Annotated in this window: 17 protein-coding genes; 15 read left to right on the plus strand and 2 right to left on the minus strand. The window is 35.3% G+C overall.

Annotated features, from left to right (window positions below):
- Nucleotides 1–125 precede the first annotated feature (125 nt).
- From BHU61_RS07390 to BHU61_RS07445, 12 genes are all read left to right on the plus strand, one after another.
- Nucleotides 126–1,583 (plus strand): nicotinate phosphoribosyltransferase, encoded by a 1,458-nt coding sequence (locus tag BHU61_RS07390; RefSeq protein ID WP_111715799.1) that lies wholly within the window; start codon nt 126–128, stop codon nt 1,581–1,583.
- Nucleotides 1,584–2,408: an ammonia-dependent NAD(+) synthetase gene (nadE, locus tag BHU61_RS07395; protein WP_111715800.1), complete on the plus strand. Its 825-nt coding sequence runs from the start codon at nt 1,584–1,586 to the stop codon at nt 2,406–2,408.
- Nucleotides 2,409–2,449: 41 nt separating this feature from the next.
- Nucleotides 2,450–3,016 carry a DUF2179 domain-containing protein gene (locus BHU61_RS07400; RefSeq protein WP_111715802.1) on the plus strand — a complete coding sequence of 189 codons (567 nt, stop codon included), beginning with the start codon at nt 2,450–2,452 and terminating at the stop codon, nt 3,014–3,016.
- Nucleotides 3,006–3,182 (plus strand): NETI motif-containing protein, encoded by a 177-nt coding sequence (locus tag BHU61_RS07405; RefSeq protein WP_111715804.1) that lies wholly within the window; start codon nt 3,006–3,008, stop codon nt 3,180–3,182. Before BHU61_RS07400 ends, BHU61_RS07405 begins: the two co-directional genes overlap by 11 nt.
- Before the next feature lie 193 nt (nt 3,183–3,375).
- Complete coding sequence (gene purB, locus BHU61_RS07410) at nt 3,376–4,671, plus strand: adenylosuccinate lyase (protein ID WP_111715806.1); 1,296 nt, start codon at nt 3,376–3,378, stop codon at nt 4,669–4,671.
- Between the two features lie 218 nt (nt 4,672–4,889).
- Entirely contained in the window at nt 4,890–5,192 is a 303-nt protein-coding gene (locus tag BHU61_RS07415; protein WP_099581011.1) for a YerC/YecD family TrpR-related protein, read from the plus strand.
- A gap of 73 nt (nt 5,193–5,265) precedes the next feature.
- Entirely contained in the window at nt 5,266–5,970 is a 705-nt protein-coding gene (locus tag BHU61_RS07420) for a M15 family metallopeptidase (protein WP_111715807.1), read from the plus strand.
- 21 nt (nt 5,971–5,991) lie between these two features.
- Nucleotides 5,992–6,888, plus strand: coding sequence for a M15 family metallopeptidase (locus tag BHU61_RS07425; protein WP_111715809.1), 897 nt, complete (start codon nt 5,992–5,994; stop codon nt 6,886–6,888).
- 94 nt (nt 6,889–6,982) lie between these two features.
- On the plus strand, nt 6,983–7,666 hold the full coding sequence (pcrB, locus tag BHU61_RS07430; protein ID WP_111715811.1) for a heptaprenylglyceryl phosphate synthase: 684 nt from the start codon (nt 6,983–6,985) through the stop codon (nt 7,664–7,666).
- A gap of 4 nt (nt 7,667–7,670) precedes the next feature.
- On the plus strand, nt 7,671–9,839 hold the full coding sequence (gene pcrA / locus BHU61_RS07435; RefSeq protein WP_111715812.1) for a DNA helicase PcrA: 2,169 nt from the start codon (nt 7,671–7,673) through the stop codon (nt 9,837–9,839).
- A 3-nt stretch (nt 9,840–9,842) separates the two neighbouring features.
- Nucleotides 9,843–11,825, plus strand: a complete 1,983-nt coding sequence (gene ligA, locus BHU61_RS07440) for an NAD-dependent DNA ligase LigA (RefSeq protein ID WP_111715814.1) — start codon at nt 9,843–9,845, stop codon at nt 11,823–11,825.
- Between the two features lie 19 nt (nt 11,826–11,844).
- Nucleotides 11,845–13,023, plus strand: coding sequence for a CamS family sex pheromone protein (locus BHU61_RS07445; protein WP_111715816.1), 1,179 nt, complete (start codon nt 11,845–11,847; stop codon nt 13,021–13,023).
- A 48-nt stretch (nt 13,024–13,071) separates the two neighbouring features.
- On the opposite strand, the gene putP (BHU61_RS07450) is transcribed toward BHU61_RS07445, so the two are convergent.
- Nucleotides 13,072–14,601 (minus strand): sodium/proline symporter PutP, encoded by a 1,530-nt coding sequence (gene putP / locus BHU61_RS07450; RefSeq protein WP_111715818.1) that lies wholly within the window; start codon nt 14,599–14,601, stop codon nt 13,072–13,074.
- Between the two features lie 419 nt (nt 14,602–15,020).
- Nucleotides 15,021–16,562: a sodium/proline symporter PutP gene (gene putP, locus BHU61_RS07455; RefSeq protein ID WP_111715820.1), complete on the minus strand. Its 1,542-nt coding sequence runs from the start codon at nt 16,560–16,562 to the stop codon at nt 15,021–15,023.
- Nucleotides 16,563–16,737: 175 nt separating this feature from the next.
- On the opposite strand from putP (BHU61_RS07455), the gene gatC reads away from it, so the two are divergent.
- The 3 genes from gatC to gatB are packed head-to-tail and all read left to right on the plus strand — an operon-like array spanning nt 16,738 to nt 19,926.
- A complete protein-coding gene (gatC, locus tag BHU61_RS07460) occupies nt 16,738–17,037 on the plus strand; it encodes an Asp-tRNA(Asn)/Glu-tRNA(Gln) amidotransferase subunit GatC (RefSeq protein WP_099581026.1) in 300 nt (99 codons plus the stop codon).
- 3 nt (nt 17,038–17,040) lie between these two features.
- Nucleotides 17,041–18,486: an Asp-tRNA(Asn)/Glu-tRNA(Gln) amidotransferase subunit GatA gene (gene gatA, locus BHU61_RS07465; protein WP_111715821.1), complete on the plus strand. Its 1,446-nt coding sequence runs from the start codon at nt 17,041–17,043 to the stop codon at nt 18,484–18,486.
- A gap of 12 nt (nt 18,487–18,498) precedes the next feature.
- Nucleotides 18,499–19,926: an Asp-tRNA(Asn)/Glu-tRNA(Gln) amidotransferase subunit GatB gene (gatB, locus tag BHU61_RS07470; protein ID WP_111715823.1), complete on the plus strand. Its 1,428-nt coding sequence runs from the start codon at nt 18,499–18,501 to the stop codon at nt 19,924–19,926.
- Nucleotides 19,927–19,981: the final 55 nt, after the last annotated feature.

Below are 19,981 nucleotides of genomic sequence, written 5' to 3' on the forward strand. Positions count from 1 at the left end.
GTATCAGAATGCGTTGGTAATGCCTAAATGTAAGCGGTATGTTAATATGAATTTAATATATATCAGTTCAAAACGTAAAATAAATCATTAATAGATAATTATAAAATTGTTGGGGAGATGAAGCAATGTACAACTATGCTGACGATAGTCTAATGTTACATACAGATTTATACCAGATTAATATGGGTGAAACTTACTGGAATGATGGTATCCACGAGCAAATAGCAGTCTTTGATGTTTATTTCAGAAGTATGCCATTTGATGGTGGTTATGCTGTGTTCGCGGGTCTGGAACGTGTCATTCATTACGTTAAAGGATTTAAATTTTCTGAAACGGATATGGAATATTTAAAGTCTTTAGGATATCAGGATGATTATCTCGCATATTTAAAAGATTTAAGATTTACAGGTAATATCCGTTCGATGCAGGAAGGAGAAATCTGCTTTAATAACGAACCGTTATTACGTATAGAGGCACCATTAATACAAGCGCAGTTACTGGAGACTGCAATATTAAATATTGTGAACTTCCAGGTACTTATTGCAACGAAAGCAAGTCGTATAAAACAAGTTGTTGGTGATGAAATTGTAATGGAATTCGGAACACGACGTGCGCAGGAAATGGATGCTGCAATTTGGGGGACACGTGCAGCATATATTGCTGGATTTGATTCGACAAGTAACGTTCGTGCAGGTAAGTTATTCGGCATTCCAGTGTCAGGGACGCATGCGCATGCGATGGTACAAGCGTATGATGATGAATATATTGCGTTTAAAAAATATGCAGAACGTCATAAAAACTGTGTCTTCCTTGTAGATACTTTCCATACGTTAAAGTCTGGTGTACCGAACGCGATTCGTGTAGCACAAGAATTAGGTGATAAGATTAATTTTGTCGGCATCCGTTTAGATTCCGGAGATTTAGCATACTTATCAAAAGAAGCACGTCGTATGTTAGATGAAGCGGGATTCCCGGATGCAAAAATATTTGCCTCAAATGACTTAGATGAAGAAACAATTACTAATTTGAAGTTACAGGGTGCAAAGATAACTGCCTGGGGTATCGGTACTAAATTAATTACAGCGTTTGATCAACCCGCATTAGGTGCAGTTTATAAACTTGTTGCCATTGAAAATAAAGCAGGGCAATTAGAAGATCGTATTAAAATATCAAATAATGCTGAAAAAGTAACGACACCGGGTAAAAAGAATGTATATCGTATTATAAATAATCAGACGAAAAAATCAGAAGGTGATTATATCACTTTAGATTTCGAAGAGCCATCTAAAGAAAAGCCGTTAAAGATGTTTCATCCGATTCATACGTATAAACAAAAATGGATCAATGATTTCACAGCAAAAGATCTTCATAAGGACATCTTTGTTGATGGAAAGTTAGTGTACGATGTACCTAATTTAGAACAGTCACGTGAATATTTAAAAGAGAATCTGGCATTATTATGGGAAGAAACAACGCGCTATTTAAATCCTGAAGAATATCCTGTAGATTTAAGTACGCTATGTTGGGAAAAGAAAAATCAGGAAATTTATGAAGTATCTAAAAAAGTGAAAGAAGTGAAGTAAATGTCATTACAACAAGATATTATAAAATCACTTTATGTTCAGCCAGAGATTAATCCCGAAGAGACTTATAGAACTATCGTAGTCTTCATAAAAAACTACGTTAAACAAAATCCATTTATCAAATCTCTAGTACTAGGCATTTCAGGCGGACAAGATTCTACTTTAGGGGGTAAACTATCACAAATTGCAGCAACTGAACTGCAAAGTGAAGGATTAGATGTGAAGTTTGTTGCTGTTAGATTACCTTATGGTGTGCAAAAAGATGAACAAGATTGTCAGGATGCACTTGACTATATCAATCCGGATAAAATTTATACAATAAATATTAAAGATGCAGTTGATGCGAGTATTGCGACATTAAATACTCAAGGTGTTACTTTAACGGATTTTCAAAAAGGCAATGAAAAAGCACGTGAGCGTATGAAAGCACAATATTCTATCGCAGCATTTCATAGTGGTATTGTTATCGGTACGGATCATGCAGCAGAAAGTATTACTGGTTTTTACACGAAGTTTGGTGATGGTGGAGCAGACATCTTTCCGCTTGCAGGCTTAAATAAACGTCAAGGTAAATCAATTCTTCAACTTCTTGATTGCCCGGAGCATCTTTACAATAAGGTACCGACTGCAGATCTTGAAGAGGATAAACCACAATTACCAGATGAAGTTGCACTGGGTGTAACATATAAGCAAATTGATGATTATTTAGAAGGCAAATCGATCGATGCTAAAGCTGCTAAGACAATAGAACAGCATTATTTAAGAACGCAACATAAACGTATGTTACCGATTACGCGTTTTTCTGTCCATGAAATCATTCGATAATAATGGTATAGTGTTAATGTATTAAAGCCAGGAGGATTGAAATGGATATATTAAGTAATCAATGGGCAGTAGTGGCACTGATATTTATCATTAATATTTTTTATGTCACTTGCCTAACAATGCGTATGATATTAACGTTAAAAGGTTATCGTTATTTAGCAGCTGCCGTATCAGTAGTGGAAGTTATTATTTATGTAGTAGGACTAGGACTTGTCATGAACAGTCTAGATAAAATCGAGAATATTATTGCTTATGCACTAGGATTTGGTGTAGGGATTATTGTCGGAATGAAAATAGAGGAGATGATAGCTTTAGGTTATATTGTTGTCAATGTTACGACAGCAGAATATGATAAAGAAATCCCTCGTACGTTACGTGACTTAGGTTATGGTGTAACGCATTATGCTGCACAAGGTCGTGACGGAGAACGTTTAGTCATGCAAATCTTAACACCACGTAAATATGAATTAAAATTAATGGATACAGTAAAGAATCTTGATCCAAAAGCGTTTATTATCGCATATGAACCTAAGAATATCCACGGTGGTTTCTGGGTGAAGGGTGTTAAAAGTACTCGTTTAAAGGCGTATGATGCAGATGAAATTTGAAGTGAGAGATAATGAGACGATTGCCGAATGTTTAGAACGTATGAGAGAAGCTGGGTATACGCCGGTAAAAAGATTCCAAAAACCAATTTTCAAGGAAAACGAAAAAGGTGAAATCGAAGTATATAAAGAACAGATCATCTTTACCGGCAAGAAGATAACCGAATAAATGAAATGGCAGACTGAAACATATGTTTCAGTCTGTTTTTGTAAGCAAATATGAATGGTACATGATAAACTAAATATAATAAATGACTAGTTGCTAATTTTTACGAACTTTTTTAGTAATCAAAATAACAATGTACGGATTTTAATTTTTTTGTTATACTACTATTGACTTTAAAAAACGGAGGAATTTATTCATGATTGAACGTTATTCAAGAGAAGTAATGTCTAATATCTGGACGGAGCAAAACAGATTTGAAGCATGGTTGGAGGTAGAAATTTTAGCAAGTGAAGCTTGGGCAGAGCTTGGATATATCCCGAAAGAAGATGTTAAATTAATCCGTCAGAATGCACGTGTAGATGTAGAACGTGCGAAAGAAATAGAACTAGAAACGCGTCATGATGTCGTTGCATTTACACGCCAGGTATCTGAAACATTAGGCGAAGAAAAGAAATGGGTACATTATGGTTTAACGAGTACAGATGTTGTCGATACTGCATTAAGCTATATGATCAAGCAAGCAAATGACATTATCGAGGAAGACCTTGAGAAATTCATCGAAGTATTAAAACAAAAAGCTTTAAAGCATAAAACGACTTTAATGATGGGTAGAACACACGGTGTGCATGCTGAGCCTACTACTTTCGGTTTAAAGATGGCTTTATGGTATATGGAAATGCAACGTAACTTAAAGCGTTTCAAAGAAGTACGTAAAGAAATTGAAGTTGGTAAGATGAGTGGTGCTGTTGGAACTTTTGCGAACATTCCACCTGAAATTGAAAGCTACGTATGTGAGAAATTAGGATTAGGATGCGCTGAAATCTCTACACAGACATTACAACGTGACCGTCATGCATACTACATTGCAACATTAAGTTTAATTGCTACATCAATCGAAAAGTTTGCTGTTGAAGTACGTGGATTACAAAAAACTGAAACACGTGAAGTTGAAGAAGCGTTTGCTAAAGGTCAGAAAGGATCTTCGGCAATGCCGCATAAACGTAACCCGATCGGTTCAGAGAACGTTACTGGTATCGCGCGTGTCATTCGTGGCTACTTAACAACAGCTTATGAAAACGTACCATTATGGCACGAACGTGATATTTCACATTCATCTGCTGAACGTATTATGTTACCAGACGTTACAATCGCTTTAGATTACATGTTAAATCGTTTCACAAACATCATCGATAACTTAACAGTTTACGAAGAAAACATGAAAGCGAACATGGAAAAAACTTTCGGCTTAATCTATTCACAACGTGTAATGTTAACGTTAATCGATAAAGGTATGGTACGTGAGGAAGCGTATGATACAGTGCAACCGAAAGCGATGGAATCATGGGCAACGAAGACACCATTCCGTGAGTTAGTTGAACAGGATAGCAAGATCACTGACTTATTATCAAAAGAAGAATTAGATGAATGCTTCAACGAAAATCATCATTTAAATCAAATCGATACATTATTCAAACGTGCTGGTTTAGAATAACGTTTAAAAAAGAATCTCTTCGGAGATTCTTTTTTTTTAGTACTTTTAAACTTTTTTAACAATATTAAATTAAAAAGTAATTTACATTTTTTTAAAATTTGAATAAAATTATATTATACGTTTTTTTGTTAAATGATATAGAGTGATATACTGTATTGCTGTACTTTAACAATGTAATGCATTAAAATATAAGTACTAAAGTTTAAGGGGTGTTGATATTGCAAATCGAGAAAATTAAGGGGAAACAACTAGATGAATTGTTCGATGCAATTCTAACGCTGGAATCTCGTGAAGAATGTTATCAATTCTTTGATGATCTTTGCACAGTGAATGAAATTCAATCTTTATCACAACGTCTACTTGTTGCTAAGATGATTAAACAAGGATATACATACGCTGCAATTGAAAAAGAATCAGGTGCATCAACAGCTACTATCTCAAGAGTGAAACGCTCTTTACAATGGGGAAACGATGCCTATACGATGGTTTTAGACAGAATGAATATCGAAACAAAATCTTAATTTCCAAGTACTGGGTCATATTTGATTCAGTACTTTTTTTGGCATATAATAGTAAATGAAATGAGGAGAAGACATGAAAAAATCTTTGCTAGTATTGTCAGCTATCCTATTAGCTGCCTGTAATCAAGGTGAAACCAATCAACAAACACATAAGAACTCAACACAGCAGACAGAAATGTCTTCAGAAAAAGAGACTACTGTTTCTGATGCTACTACAACGCCATCAAACCATAAAAAACATCAAAAAGAAGTCAAAGATGGTATAACTTATATTGATAATATATTAATCGTGAATAAAGATATTGCCTTACCTGAGTCGTATGCACCAGGCGAAATACAAGAAGCAAGACAAGCGATTGATCAGTTAATACAGCAAGGTAATGCACAAGGTCTAAACCTGGTATTACGCAGTGGATTTAGAAGTTATGCGACGCAAACTGAATTATATAACAATTACGTAGCACGAGACGGTCAAAGTAAAGCGGATACGTATAGTGCGCGTCCAGGGCATTCTGAACATCAGACAGGATTAGCATTTGATTTAGGCAATACTGCCGGAACAGATGATTTTAAAGTTTCTTTTGAAAACACGGCTGAAGGTAAATGGATAAAAGAAAATGCTCAGGATTATGGATTTATCATAAGATATCCTAAAGGCAAAACAGATATTACCGGCTATCAATATGAACCTTGGCATTTGAGATATTTAGGTAAAGAAATAGCTCAGAAAGTCAAATCAAGTGGATTGACTCTAGAAGAATACCTTGGTTTGAAGTAGTTCGATATTAAGGAGAAACAAATGAAGAAAATATTATTAGCATCAGTGTTATTACTTACAAGCTGTAGCCTTCCGGAGTCTATAATTAAGCCTGAAAAAAGCGAAGAAAAAGCAGCTGATACAAAAGACACACAAAAGAAAAATAAAGCAGTACAACAGAAAAAAGAAGCATTGCAGAAAAAACAGGTAACAAAATACAAGAAAGAAGTTAAAAATGGTGTGACATATATTAACGGAATTCTTATTGTAAATAAAAAAATTAGTTTACCATCAACGTATAATCCTGGAGAAAATAAAAATGTCAGAAAGATATTAAATAAGATGATTGTGGATGCCCAAAAAGATAATATGCATCTTGTTGTACGCAGTGGATATCGCAGTTATGCTGCCCAGAAAGCATTGTATGATAAATTTGTTGCTTTAGATGGTCAGCAAATTGCAGAATCATATAGTGCAAAACCTGGGCAATCAGAGCATCAGACAGGTCTTGCATATGATATCGGTTCACGTGAATCAGTAGCCAACATGAGTATTCAGTTTGGACAAACACCCGAAGGAAACTGGTTAAAAGAAAATGCACATAAATATGGCTTTATTATCCGTTATGGCAAAGATAAAACGCATATTACCGGCTACCGCTATGAACCGTGGCATATTCGCTATGTTGGGAAAGTTCATGCAGCAAAGTTATACCGCTCTGGTCAAACATTAGAAGAATATTTAGGTGTATACAAAAAGCCGGTTGCGAAAAAAATCTCTCGAAAAGTAGCAACAACGGAACAACCAACAACTGAAGCATCAACATCAGAAATATTAACCATAGAACAACCAATATCAGAACAACTTACTTCAGAACAACCCATATTAGATCAACCATTAACAGAGCAACCAACAATAGAAATTAACACCTCACAGTAGGTGTTATTTTTATGCAAACATATGTTTCGTTTCGCATTAAAAATGCACAAAAAAATGATATAATATTCATTATTATTATAAAAGGAGACACCTTATGTACGAGATTCAAGACTGGCAACATGTATTCAAGTTAGATCCTGCAAAAGAAATCAGCGATATTGATTTAGAACGTATTTGTGAATCAGGTACAGATGCAATTTTTATCGGTGGCTCAGATAATGTGACGATGGAAAACGTATTAGATTTAATGAGTCGCGTTCGCCGCTATCCTGTACCATGTGTATTAGAAATTTCAAATATCGAAAGTGCGATTCCAGGGTTTGATCATTATTTAATTCCTTCAGTGTTAAATAGTGATAACGTTCATTTTCATAATGGTATGTTACACGAAGCGATTAAACAGATGGGGCATATGATGGATTATGATTTATTTACTATGGAAGGATATGTAGTGTTAAATCCGGAAAGTAAAGTAGCGAAGTTAACGCGTAGTCATACAGATTTAAATCACGACGATATTGCCGCTTATGCAGATATGATTGAGCAGTTGTATGGGTTGAAAGCGATGTATATCGAATATAGTGGCACATATGGAGATGTAAGTATGGTTAAGGCAGCCAAAGAAAGACTGAATCAAACGCGACTTATCTATGGAGGCGGTATTGATTCATTACAGAAAGCGCGTGAGATGTTCGAAGTAGCAGATACGATCGTAGTAGGAAATGTAATTTATACAGATATCAAAAGTGCATTACAAACTGTAAAGGTTAGGGGTTAATATTGTGAATGATTTATTAAAGAACATGAATGAAGAGCAACAGAATGCAGTGAAGACGACAGAAGGACCACTCCTTATCATGGCAGGAGCAGGTTCCGGTAAAACACGTGTTCTAACACACCGCATTGCTTATTTAATCGATGAAAAAGATGTATCACCTTATAAAATATTAGCAATAACATTCACAAATAAAGCAGCCAAAGAGATGAAAGAGCGTGTGAAGAATATTATCGGCGACGCATCAGACGTAATATGGATTTCAACGTTTCACTCGATGTGTGTGAGAATTTTAAGACGTGATATCGATAGAATAGGTATCGAACGGAATTTTACAATACTTGATCCGACTGATCAGCGTTCGGTCGTAAAAGATATACTGAAAAAAGAGAATATTGATCCGAAAAAATATGATCCAAGAATGTTTGTCGGTGAGATTTCTAATTTAAAAAATGAACTAAAAACACCTGATGATGCACAAGCGGATGCAAATGATTTTATGAGTGTGATGGTTGCAAAAGTGTATAAACAATATCAGGAGAAATTACTTAAAAACCATGCGCTCGACTTTGATGATTTAATTATGATGACATTAAAGTTATTTGAACGAGTACCGGATGTATTAGATTATTACCAGAATAAATTTCAGTATATTCACGTCGATGAATATCAGGATACAAATAGGGCGCAATATATGCTTGTTAAGATGCTCGCTGACAAGTTTAAAAATTTATGTGTCGTAGGGGATTCAGATCAATCTATCTATGGGTGGCGTGGTGCAGATATTTATAATATTTTAAGTTTTGAAAAAGATTATAAAGATGCGAAGACAATATTTTTAGAGCGAAACTATCGTTCAACGAAAAATATATTATTTGCTGCCAATGAAGTGATAAAAAATAACACAGAACGTAAGCCTAAAGCATTATGGACAGATAATGATCACGGTTCTAAAATTAATTATTATAAAGCACAGTCAGAACGTTCTGAAGCAGAATATATTGTATCTGAAATATTGAAGAAAAAGCGTGAAGGTTATGCTTTAAAAGATATGGCGATTCTATATCGTACGAATGCACAATCTCGTGTACTGGAAGAAACTTTGATGAAATCAAATGTTAACTATACGATGGTTGGCGGAACAAAATTCTACGATAGAAAAGAGATTAAAGATATTTTAAGTTATTTGAGATTAATCGCCAATAGTAATGAAGATATTAGTTTTACACGTATTATTAATACGCCTAAACGAGGCATTGGACCATCTGCGTTAGATAAAATTATAGCCTATGCTGAGAATAATGGTTTGAGTTATTTTGATGCCTTAGCTGAAGTTGACTTTATCGGTTTACCGAAAAAGACGACTGAAAAGCTTGTCCAGTTCTATAATATGTTAGATAACATTATGAAACAGCAGGAATTCTTGTCTGTTTCTGAACTTGCAGAAGAAGTGCTTGAACAAACAGGTTATATGCGTATGTTAGAAGCAGAGAACACATTAGAATCTCAGTCACGTATTGAAAATATTCAGGAGTTTATGAGTGTACCGAAAGATTATGAAAAAGAAACACCCGACGAAGAACAGTCATTGATTAATTTCCTGACGGACTTACAACTTGTGGCAGATGTTGATAATGCAGATTTAGAAGCAGGTATTACATTGATGACGATGCACTCAGCAAAAGGTCTGGAGTTTAAAGTGGTATTTATTGCAGGACTTGAAGAAACGATCTTTCCACATTCAAGAAGCTTGAATAGTGACAGTGAGATGGAAGAAGAACGTAGATTGATGTACGTTGCAATTACACGTGCTGAAGAACATCTCTATTTAACACATGCAGATATGCGCAGTTTATTCGGTAGAACTCAGGCGAATAGAAAGTCAAGATTTATTACTGAAATTCCTGACGACATTTTAGATACACCGACTAGACCAACATACCCTAAAGGTGTGAAACGAGGACCTGCAAGACGAATGACGAGTACAGCAAACCAGCAGAGTGCAGCACCGAGTGACTATAAAGTTGGCGATAAAGTTATGCATAAAGCCTGGGGAGAAGGTTTAGTAAGCAACGTTAGTGAAAAGAATGGTTCAACAGAACTTGATATTATATTTAAATCAGTTGGTATGAAACGTCTATTAAGTCAGTTTGCACCGATTGAAAAAAAGGAGTAACCAATGGAAAAAAGAGTTCAGGAATTACATCAACTTTTACATCGATATAATTATGAATATCACGTATTGGATAATCCAACAGTACCGGATGCAGAATATGATAAGCTATTACACGAATTAATTGCTATAGAAGAGAAGCATCCTGAACTGAAAACTCAGGATTCACCAACGGTTCGTGTCGGAGCTGAACCTTTATCCAAGTTTGATAAAGTAAATCATGATACACCGATGCTAAGTCTAGGTAATGCTTTTAGCGAAGAAGATTTAATCGCATTTGATACACGTGTTAGAAACGAAGTAGGTAACGTAGAATATATGGTAGAGCTAAAAATAGATGGACTAGCTGTTTCACTAAAATATGTGGATGGCGTCTTTGTTCAGGGATTAACACGTGGTGATGGAACGACTGGTGAGAATATCACTGAAAATTTAAGAACCATCTATGCGATACCATTAACGATTAAAGAACCGTTAACGTTTGAAGTACGTGGAGAAGCTTATATGCCGAAAAAATCATTTATCGCATTAAATGAACAACGCGCTGCAAATGGTGAACAATTGGCAGCAAATCCACGAAATGCTGCTGCAGGTTCATTACGTCAGCTTGATTCAAGGCTTGCCGCTAAACGAAAGCTTGATATCTTCTTGTACAGTGTGAATGATTTACGTGAGATTAATGCATCAAGTCAAAGTGAAGCATTAGATCGACTTGATGCAATTGGATTTAAGACAAACCCTGAACGTAGATTATGTAAGGATATGCAGGAAGTTTTTGAATATATTAAGCTCTGGACAGAAAAACGTGAAAATTTAGCATACGATATTGATGGTATCGTTATTAAAGTTAATAATTTAGCGAAACAGGATGAATTAGGATTTACAGCTAAATCACCGAAATGGGCAATTGCTTATAAGTTTCCTGCAGAAGAAGTTGTAACGACATTAAACGATATTGAACTATCTATCGGAAGGACGGGTGTGGTAACACCAACTGCGATTTTAGAACCTGTTAATGTTGCAGGTACGACTGTTGGACGTGCATCACTTCATAATGAAGATCTGATTCACGAAAAAGATATTCGTATCGGAGATTCTGTCGTTATTCGTAAAGCTGGTGAAATTATTCCTGAAGTTGTCCGTGTCGTACTTGATCGTAGACCTGAGGGTGCAACAACTTATCATATGCCTGAAGTATGTCCGTCATGTGGTCATGAACTTGTACGTATTGAAGGAGAAGTGGCATTACGTTGTATTAATCCGAAATGTGATGCGAAACTTGTAGAAGGAGTCATACACTTCGTTTCAAGAACCGCGATGAATATCGATGGACTTGGTGAACGCATTGTACAAAGCTTATATCAGGAAGGTATCATTCATGATGTTGCAGATATTTATAATTTAACACGTGAACAACTTCTACCGCTTGAACGCATGGGTGAGAAGAAAGTAGATAAACTACTCAGCGCAATAGAAGCATCGAAATCCAATTCACTCGAAAGATTATTATTCGGTTTAGGCATTCGTCATCTAGGTGCTAAAGCAAGTCAAATATTAGCACAGGAATATCATACAATGGATCGCTTAAAATCTGCTACAATAGAAGCATTAACTGAAATAGATGATATTGGACATAAAATGGCGCAGTCACTCGTTACTTATCTGCAAAATGAAGATATTATTAATTTAATTGATAAACTCGCTGCGAGTGGCGTTAATATGACGTATAATGGACAGAAAAAAGAAGATATCGAAATTCATCCGGTATTCGGTAATAAAACCATTGTACTGACAGGTAAATTAAATATAATGTCACGTGGTGATGCAACAAAAGCACTTACTAATCTGGGTGCTAAAGTGACAAGTTCTGTAACGAAGAAAACAGATTTAGTCATAGCAGGAGAAGACGCTGGAAGCAAGCTTGAAAAAGCACAAACTTTAGGTATTGAAGTCTGGAATGAAACAATGATGATAGAAGCACTTAAGTAATAATAGTTAGGAGAAAAAGATGAAACGTTTAGGCTATTTAGTATTATCGACACTTATATTAGCAAGTTGTTCGAATTCTGAAACGACGACTAATGAGCAGAATAAAGAAAAAGAAGAAAAGCAAATTGCTACTGATATTCAAATTTCAAATGACTATTTTAGAACGTTATTACCGTTTAAAGAAAGTCAGGCACGTGGATTAACAAGTACAAATATGTCTAGCAGCTATAATGGAGAAGCATTTGAAACAGGTTTATTACGTATCAGTAAGAACGTTTTTTCTCCTGATGAGTATTTGTATCGCGATGGCCAATTACTGACAAAAAGTGCTGTAGAAAGTTATCTGGAACCACAATATACAAAAGCTGAAATAGACAAGATGGACAAAGATGAACGTATCGAAAAAAATGCATATGCCAACTTCGGTTTGAATCCATCGCATAAAGGTGAAACAGATCCAACGAAGATTGCAAAAGAATCGCCAGCTTATTTATCGCATATTATTGAACAGGACTTCTTTACGGAATCAGACGCAAAACGTAAGAGAATTTCCGGTATGACAATCGGCCTTGCGATGAATAGTGTTTACTACTATCAAAAAGAAGCATATGGTGAAGTGTATAGTGAAAATTTAGATAAAAAAGAAGTTGAGAAAAAAGGGAAAGCAATGGCAGATGAGATACTATCTCGCTTACGTGTGAAACAGGAATTAAAAGATATTCCGATTACGTTTGCAATCTTTATACAATCATCATCAGAAAGTATTACTCCAGGGAATTTTGTCTCTTACGCTGTAAGTGAGGAAAGCAGTAAGAAGATTGGAAAATGGAAGTCTGTAAATGAGAAGTATGTATTGCTACCTTCAGCTGATGCAGATAAATTAAATGAGAAATTAAATAATGATTATAAACAATTTAACGATCAGCTACAAACGTACTTTCCAAACTTTACGCAATCCATAGGAACAGGTTATTTTGTAAACGATTCGATTAAAGAGCTGAATATTAATGTGCCATTAGACTACTTTGGTAAAGCAGAAGTAGTAGGGGTTACACAATATATTGCAGACTTAGCAATGAAGAATTTCAGTCAAGTCGATAATTTAGAAATCTCTATCGTAGATAACGATAAACCACTTGCGTTAATCGTGAAAAATAAAGGTGATAAAGAACCAACGATTCATGTATATCGTCAGTAAATTATGAAAAAGCCATTCAATACGAAATTGTATTGAATGGCTTTTTTATTATGCATGTAATCTTCGTTTCATTTCATTAAACAATGAAGTAACATCATATTTATCTTTATAAGTGATTAAACTAACTATGACAGTTGCGAGTATACTTACAATATATCCAGGGATAATTTCATAAAGTTCAAAAATGCCACCTTTGTCTTTTAACATGATCCAGATAATAACAGTAAGCGCCCCTGACACCATACCGGCAATCGCGCCTTGTTTTGTGAGTTTCTTCCAGTATAACGAGAAGATAACGAGTGGCCCGAACGCTGCGCCAAATCCTGCCCAGGCGTTTCCGATAAGATTAAGAATCGTATCATTTGGATTCCATGCTAAGAACGTAGCGACAATAGCAACAAGGAATACAGCAAGTCTTCCTACCATAACAAATTCTTTGTCACGATTTTTACCGTCATCAGTTTTGCGTAATAACATGTAGAAATCTTGCGTTAAAGCTGAACTTGTTACAAGTAGTTGAGAAGACACAGTACTCATAATCGCGGCTAATATTGCAGCTAAGATAAATCCTGCTACAAATGGATGTAAGAAAATTTGACTCATTACGATAAAGATAGTTTCTGGATTATCTAATTTTGTGCCAGTCTTTGCAATAAATGCAATACCGATTAATCCTGAAAGACAAGCACCTAATAATGAAACAACCATCCATGAAATACCGATACGTCTAGCTGCAGGTAATAATTTGTGCGACTTGATAGACATAAATCTTACGATAATATGAGGTTGACCAAAGTAACCTAATCCCCAAGCTAAAGCAGAAATAATACCTATCAAAGTTGTTCCTTTAAATAAATCTAAATTTGAAGGTTTTACATCTGCAATCGTTCCAAATGTGTCCATACCTCCAAGTTCCATAAAGGCTACAATCGGTACTACAACCATTGAAAGTAACATAATGACACCCTGGAAAAAGTCTGTTAATGAAACGGCTAAGTAACCGCCGAAAAGTGTGTAAAGTACAACGATTGCACCAGTAATAATTAATCCCCAGTGATAATCTAATTTAAAAGCACTTTCGAACAATACGCCACCAGAAACTAAGCCTGCATGTGTATATAATGTAAAGAATACGACGATAATTAGTCCTGAAATGATCTTTAAGACACGTGTATGGTCATTGACGCGTTTTTCGAAGAAATCAGGAATTGTTATTGCATTATCTGTTAACTCAGTAAATACACGTAGTCTAGGTGCTACAATTATATAATTTAAATACGCACCGACAGATAGTCCAATAGCAATCCACAATCCAGCTAACCCAACTGAATATATTTCTCCCGGTAAGCCCATAATCATCCAGCCACTCATATCTGAAGCACCTGCTGATAATGCAGTGACCCAAGGACCTAAATTTCTACCACCTAACATATACTCATCTAAATTTCCTGTTGCTTGTTTATACGCGTAATAACCAATGGCAAGTAATACTGCGAAGTAGGCTAAAATCATGACATATGTCATCCAGTTTACTTCAATTTGCACATTTTGAAAGGTATTACCTAAAAACAATGACATCTCCTCCTTATAATTTTTAGAAACTAAATTTCGACATAAAAAAAGACATATCTTTGAATATGTACGTCTTTCATTATAGAGAAGTGAGTATTTAAAGCAAATTCAGTTTGGGAGTTAACCGCTTACATTGACGAAAAATAAGAAATTTATTTTCTGTTTTTATTATTGTGACAAAATATTAAATCATTATATAGTTTTTATATACTGAAAATATGAAAGAGAATATTTTATTTCAAAAGTAAATTTTTAAATAACTAAATTTTCTCGAAAAAATTATATATCTATGTAATTTGTGTGACTTATACACATAAAAGCGACTTCAAAATAGGTCTGAAGCCACTTTCGCACCTCACCATCTTTCAAAATAAAAAAGGACCTCAAAATAAATCTGAGGTCACTTTCATAAAAATATATTATGGTTAACTTCTTACAATACGTTTCATTTCATCAAATTCATCAATAATACGTTGTTCTGGCTTTGGTGTCATCAGAGATACTAATACAGTAGAAACGAAGCTGATGATAAATCCAGGAATGATTTCATATAGTACAAATATACCTTTGTCATCTCCTAGAACAGATTGCATTATAATCCAAAAAATTACCGTTAAAGCTCCGAGAACCATACCGGTCATTGCTCCATTTTTCGATAGACCTTTCCAGAAAAGTGATAATAAGACTAAAGGCCCAAATGCAGCTCCAAAACCTGCCCAAGCTTTACCAACATATGCTAAAATTGTTTCATTAGGATTCCAGGCGATAGCACCTGCAACAATGGCTACGAATAAAACGGATAATCTACCTACTAATACAAATTCTTTTTCTCTTGTTACATCATTGATATCAGTTTTCTTAAGTAACATATAAAAATCTTGAGTTAAAGCTGAACTTGTTACAAGTAACTGAGAAGAAATTGTACTCATAATCGCTGCTAAAATAGCTGCTAAGAAGAAACCAGCAATTAAAGGGTGAAAAAGTACTTGACTCATCATTACAAAAATAGTTTCTGGGTTTTCTAACTTAACACCTGACTTATTAACAAATGCTATACCGATTAATCCAGTCATACAGGCACCAATTAACGAAACGGCCATCCAGGAAATACCGATACGACGGGCTGCAGGCAATTTTCTATGTGATTTAATCGACATAAAACGAACAATAATATGTGGTTGTCCAAAATATCCTAAACCCCATGCTACAGCTGAAATAATACCAATAGTTGTAGTACCTTTAAACCAATCAAGGTTAGTTGGTTCTAATTCTGTAATTGTATTAAATGTGTCTAAACCATTTAATCTCAGTAATGCAACAATTGGAACTAGTACTAACGCAATTAACATGATAACCCCTTGGAAGAAGTCAGTTAAAGATACTGCTAAATATCCACCGAACAATGTATACAGAATCACGATACCTGCCGTTAAAATTAACCCGACATGATAATTTAATCCAAATGCACTTTCAAATAATACCCCGCCTGATACCATCCCAGCTTGAGTATATAATGTAAAGAATACGACGATTACTAAACCTGAAATAATCTTTAAGATACGAGTATGATCACTCACACGTTTTTCAAAGAAATCAGGTAGCGTAATTGCATTATCTGCAAGTTCAGTATAAACACGCAAACGTGGAGCAACTAAAATATAATTTAACCACGCTCCCACAGTTAAACCAATTGCAATCCAAGTTGCAGATAAACCAACAGAATAAACTTCTCCAGGTAATCCCATTAACATCCATCCACTCATATCAGCAGCACCTGCTGATAATGCTGTAACTAAAGCACCAAGATTACGACCGCCAAGCATATACTCATCTAGTGTGCTTGTTGATTGCTTATAGGCGTAATATCCGATGCCAAGCAATATCAGGAAGTACACAGCAATCATGACATATGTCATCCATGTTGCTTCGATTTTTACGTTTTGAAACGTATTACCTAATAAAAACATTAATTATCCCCCTTTATACCTTTTATCCCTTTAATACATTAAATCAGAATATTTTGTACACTTTATTATAAGTCCTTTTAAAGCGTTTTCATAGATAATTTTTAATAATTTTAGATTTTTCTTAAAAAATTTGATAAAATTTAAGGATGATATAAAGTTCAGGAGGAATATATTCATGTCAAAAGTAACAAACGAGCAGGTAAAGCACGTTGCACATTTAGCACGTCTTGAAATTACTGAAGAAGAAGCAGCGAAGTTCAGCTCTCAATTAGAAGCAATTCTTAACTTTGCAGATCAATTAGAAGAGGTTGATACAGACAATGTTGAACCAACATTCCATGTGTTAGATCTTCAAAATGTATTGCGTGAAGATGTTGCAGAAAAGAGTTTAACACAAGAAGAAATCTTAAAAAATGCGCGTAGTACTGAAGCGGGTCAATTTAAAGTACCATCGATTTTAGACGGAGGAGAATAACAAATGTCATTAAGATATGAATCTATAGAAAATTTAACGAAATTGATTCAAGAGAAAAAAGTAAAACCTTCTGAATTAATTGAAGAAACATTTAAAAATATTAAACAAACTGATGCAACAATCAATTCTTTCTTAGCATTAGATGAAGCTGTTGCTATGGATAAAGCGAAGGCGATGGACAATCAGGAACCTACGGGCAAACTATTCGGTATTCCGATGGGGATTAAAGATAACATCGTGACAAAAGATTTAGAAACGACTTGTGCATCAAAAATTTTAACAGGTTTTAATCCTGTATATAATGCGACGGTTATGAATAAGTTAAATGCGGAAAACGGTATTGTTGTCGGAAAATTAAATATGGATGAATTTGCAATGGGAGGATCAACTGAAAACTCATTCTATAAGAAAACTGTCAATCCGTTTGATCATTCTGCAGTACCTGGTGGTTCTTCAGGTGGATCTGCCGCTGCTGTTGCAGCTAGTCTAGTACCATTTTCTTTAGGAAGTGATACTGGTGGATCAATTCGTCAGCCAGCATCATACTGTGGTGTTGTCGGTATGAAGCCAACATATGGTCGCGTATCGCGTTATGGTTTAGTTGCATTTGCATCTTCTCTAGATCAAATCGGACCGATTACAAGAAATGTTAAGGATAATGCAAAAGTATTAGAAATTATCTCTGGACACGACAATATGGACTCTACAAGTGCGCCGGTAGAAGATGTTGACTTTTCTTCTAATATTGAAAAGGACATTAAAGGATTACGCGTGGCAGTACCTAAAGAATATTTAGGTGAAGGTGTGTCTGAAGAGGTACGTACTTCAGTGCAGAACGCGATTAAAGAACTAGAAAAAATGGGTGCTGAAATTTCAGAAGTTTCGTTACCAAATTCTAAATATGGTGTAGCTACGTATTATATTCTTTCTTCAAGTGAAGCGTCAGCGAACTTAGCGCGTTTCGATGGTATCCGCTATGGTTATCAGGCAGAAGGTGCTAAAAACTTAGAAGAGTTATACAAAAAGACGCGTCAGGAAGGTTTTGGCGATGAAGTGAAACGTCGTATTATGCTGGGAACGTATGCTTTAAGTTCTGGTTACTACGATGCTTATTATAAAAAAGCGCAAAAAGTCCGCACGTTAATTAAACAAGACTTCGAACGCGTATTTGAAGCATACGATGTTATTGTTGGACCTACTGCACCAACTGTTGCATTCGATATCGGTGCTCAAATCAATGATCCTTTAACAATGTATGCGAATGATATTTTAACAATTCCAATTAACTTAGCAGGATTACCATCAATTTCAGTACCTTGTGGAGAAGCAAATGGACGTCCAATTGGTTTACAGTTAATCGGTAAGCCGTTCGATGAGAAAACATTATACAACGTTGCATATAACTACGAGCAAGTATTTAATATGTCTGAACGTTATCAATCATTATAAGGAGAATATACTATGCATTTTGAAACAGTAATCGGACTTGAGGTCCATGTAGAACTTAAAACAGAATCAAAAATGTTTTCGGCTTCTCCTGCACATTTCGGAGCAGAACCGAACACAAATGTTAACGTGATTGACTTAGGATATCCAGGTGTATTACCTGTTGTGAATAAAACTGCTGTAGACTGGGCGATGAGAGCTGCTATGGCATTAAACATGGATATTAGAACATCTACGAAATTCGACCGTAAAAACTACTTCTATCCAGATAATCCAAAAGCCTATCAAATCTCACAATTTGATGAGCCGATTGGTGAGAATGGATATATTGATATCGAAGTCAACGGTGAAACGAAACGTATCGGTATTACACGTCTTCATATGGAAGAAGATGCTGGTAAACTCAGCCACAAAGACGGTTATTCATTAGTCGATTTAAACCGTCAGGGAACGCCTTTAGTAGAAATCGTATCTGAACCAGATATCCGTACACCAGAAGAGGCATATGCTTACTTAGAGAAGTTAAAAGCAATCATCCAATACACTGGTGTATCTGACGTACGTATGGAAGAAGGATCACTAAGATGTGATGCCAACATTTCACTTCGTCCAGTTGGTCAAGAGAAGTTTGGTACGAAAGCAGAGCTAAAAAACTTAAACTCATTCTCTTATGTTAAAAAAGGGTTAGAGCATGAAGTGAAACGTCAGGAAGAAGTTTTACTAAATGGAGGAGAAATTCTTCAGGAAACACGTCGTTTTGACGAATCTACTGGTAAAACAATTCTGATGCGTGTTAAAGAAGGTTCAGATGATTATCGTTACTTCCCTGAACCGGATTTAGTACCTTTATTCATTGATGAAGCATGGAAAGAGCTCGTGCGTGCTTCTATTCCTGAACTTCCCGATGTACGTAAAGCGAAATATGTTTCGGAATACGGATTACCTGCATATGACGCACACGTATTAACATTAACGAAAGAAATGTCAGATTTCTTCGAAGCTATGATTGCTTTAGATGCAGATGCTAAACTTTCTTCAAACTGGTTAATGGGTGGCGTAAACGAATACTTAAATAAAAACCAGAAGGAATTACATGAAACTGCATTAACACCAGAAAACTTAAGTGAAATGGTTAAGTTGCTTGCAGATGGCACAATCTCTTCTAAAATTGCGAAAAAAGTATTTGCTGACACTGTAGAAACAGGTAAAGCACCGAAAGTGATCATGGAAGAGCAAGGTCTTGTTCAAATTTCTGATCCGGAACAACTGAAAGCATTCGTTACTGAAGCTTTAGATAACAATCCACAATCAATCGAAGACTTTAAGAATGGTAAAGGCAAAGCGACAGGATTCTTAGTTGGTCAAATCATGAAGATTTCTAAAGGACAAGCTAATCCGCAAATGGTTAATAAAATTCTTAAAGAAGAATTAGAAAAACGTTAATATATTTATTTTCAGCTCTAAAAATAGGACAATACGTGCCTATTTTTAGAGCTTT

The sequence above is a fragment of the Macrococcus epidermidis genome (genome assembly GCF_003259695.1).
GTDB classification, from domain to species: Bacteria; Bacillota; Bacilli; order Staphylococcales; family Staphylococcaceae; genus Macrococcoides; species Macrococcoides epidermidis.

What these genes read in the sequence shown, in the direction of transcription:
- BHU61_RS07390 (WP_111715799.1), top strand. Translation starts at nt 126, where the DNA reads ATGTACAACTATGCTGACGATAGTCTAATGTTACATACAGATTTATAC.
- pcrB (WP_111715811.1), top strand. Translation starts at nt 6,983, where the DNA reads ATGTACGAGATTCAAGACTGGCAACATGTATTCAAGTTAGATCCTGCA.
- BHU61_RS07420 (WP_111715807.1), top strand. Translation starts at nt 5,266, where the DNA reads ATGAAAAAATCTTTGCTAGTATTGTCAGCTATCCTATTAGCTGCCTGT.
- ligA (WP_111715814.1), top strand. Translation starts at nt 9,843, where the DNA reads ATGGAAAAAAGAGTTCAGGAATTACATCAACTTTTACATCGATATAAT.
- nadE (WP_111715800.1), top strand. Translation starts at nt 1,584, where the DNA reads ATGTCATTACAACAAGATATTATAAAATCACTTTATGTTCAGCCAGAG.
- BHU61_RS07405 (WP_111715804.1), top strand. Translation starts at nt 3,006, where the DNA reads ATGAAATTTGAAGTGAGAGATAATGAGACGATTGCCGAATGTTTAGAA.
- BHU61_RS07400 (WP_111715802.1), top strand. Translation starts at nt 2,450, where the DNA reads ATGGATATATTAAGTAATCAATGGGCAGTAGTGGCACTGATATTTATC.
- gatB (WP_111715823.1), top strand. Translation starts at nt 18,499, where the DNA reads ATGCATTTTGAAACAGTAATCGGACTTGAGGTCCATGTAGAACTTAAA.
- BHU61_RS07445 (WP_111715816.1), top strand. Translation starts at nt 11,845, where the DNA reads ATGAAACGTTTAGGCTATTTAGTATTATCGACACTTATATTAGCAAGT.
- gatA (WP_111715821.1), top strand. Translation starts at nt 17,041, where the DNA reads ATGTCATTAAGATATGAATCTATAGAAAATTTAACGAAATTGATTCAA.
- purB (WP_111715806.1), top strand. Translation starts at nt 3,376, where the DNA reads ATGATTGAACGTTATTCAAGAGAAGTAATGTCTAATATCTGGACGGAG.
- BHU61_RS07425 (WP_111715809.1), top strand. Translation starts at nt 5,992, where the DNA reads ATGAAGAAAATATTATTAGCATCAGTGTTATTACTTACAAGCTGTAGC.
- putP (WP_111715820.1), bottom strand. Translation starts at nt 16,562, where the DNA reads ATGTTTTTATTAGGTAATACGTTTCAAAACGTAAAAATCGAAGCAACA.
- gatC (WP_099581026.1), top strand. Translation starts at nt 16,738, where the DNA reads ATGTCAAAAGTAACAAACGAGCAGGTAAAGCACGTTGCACATTTAGCA.
- putP (WP_111715818.1), bottom strand. Translation starts at nt 14,601, where the DNA reads ATGTCATTGTTTTTAGGTAATACCTTTCAAAATGTGCAAATTGAAGTA.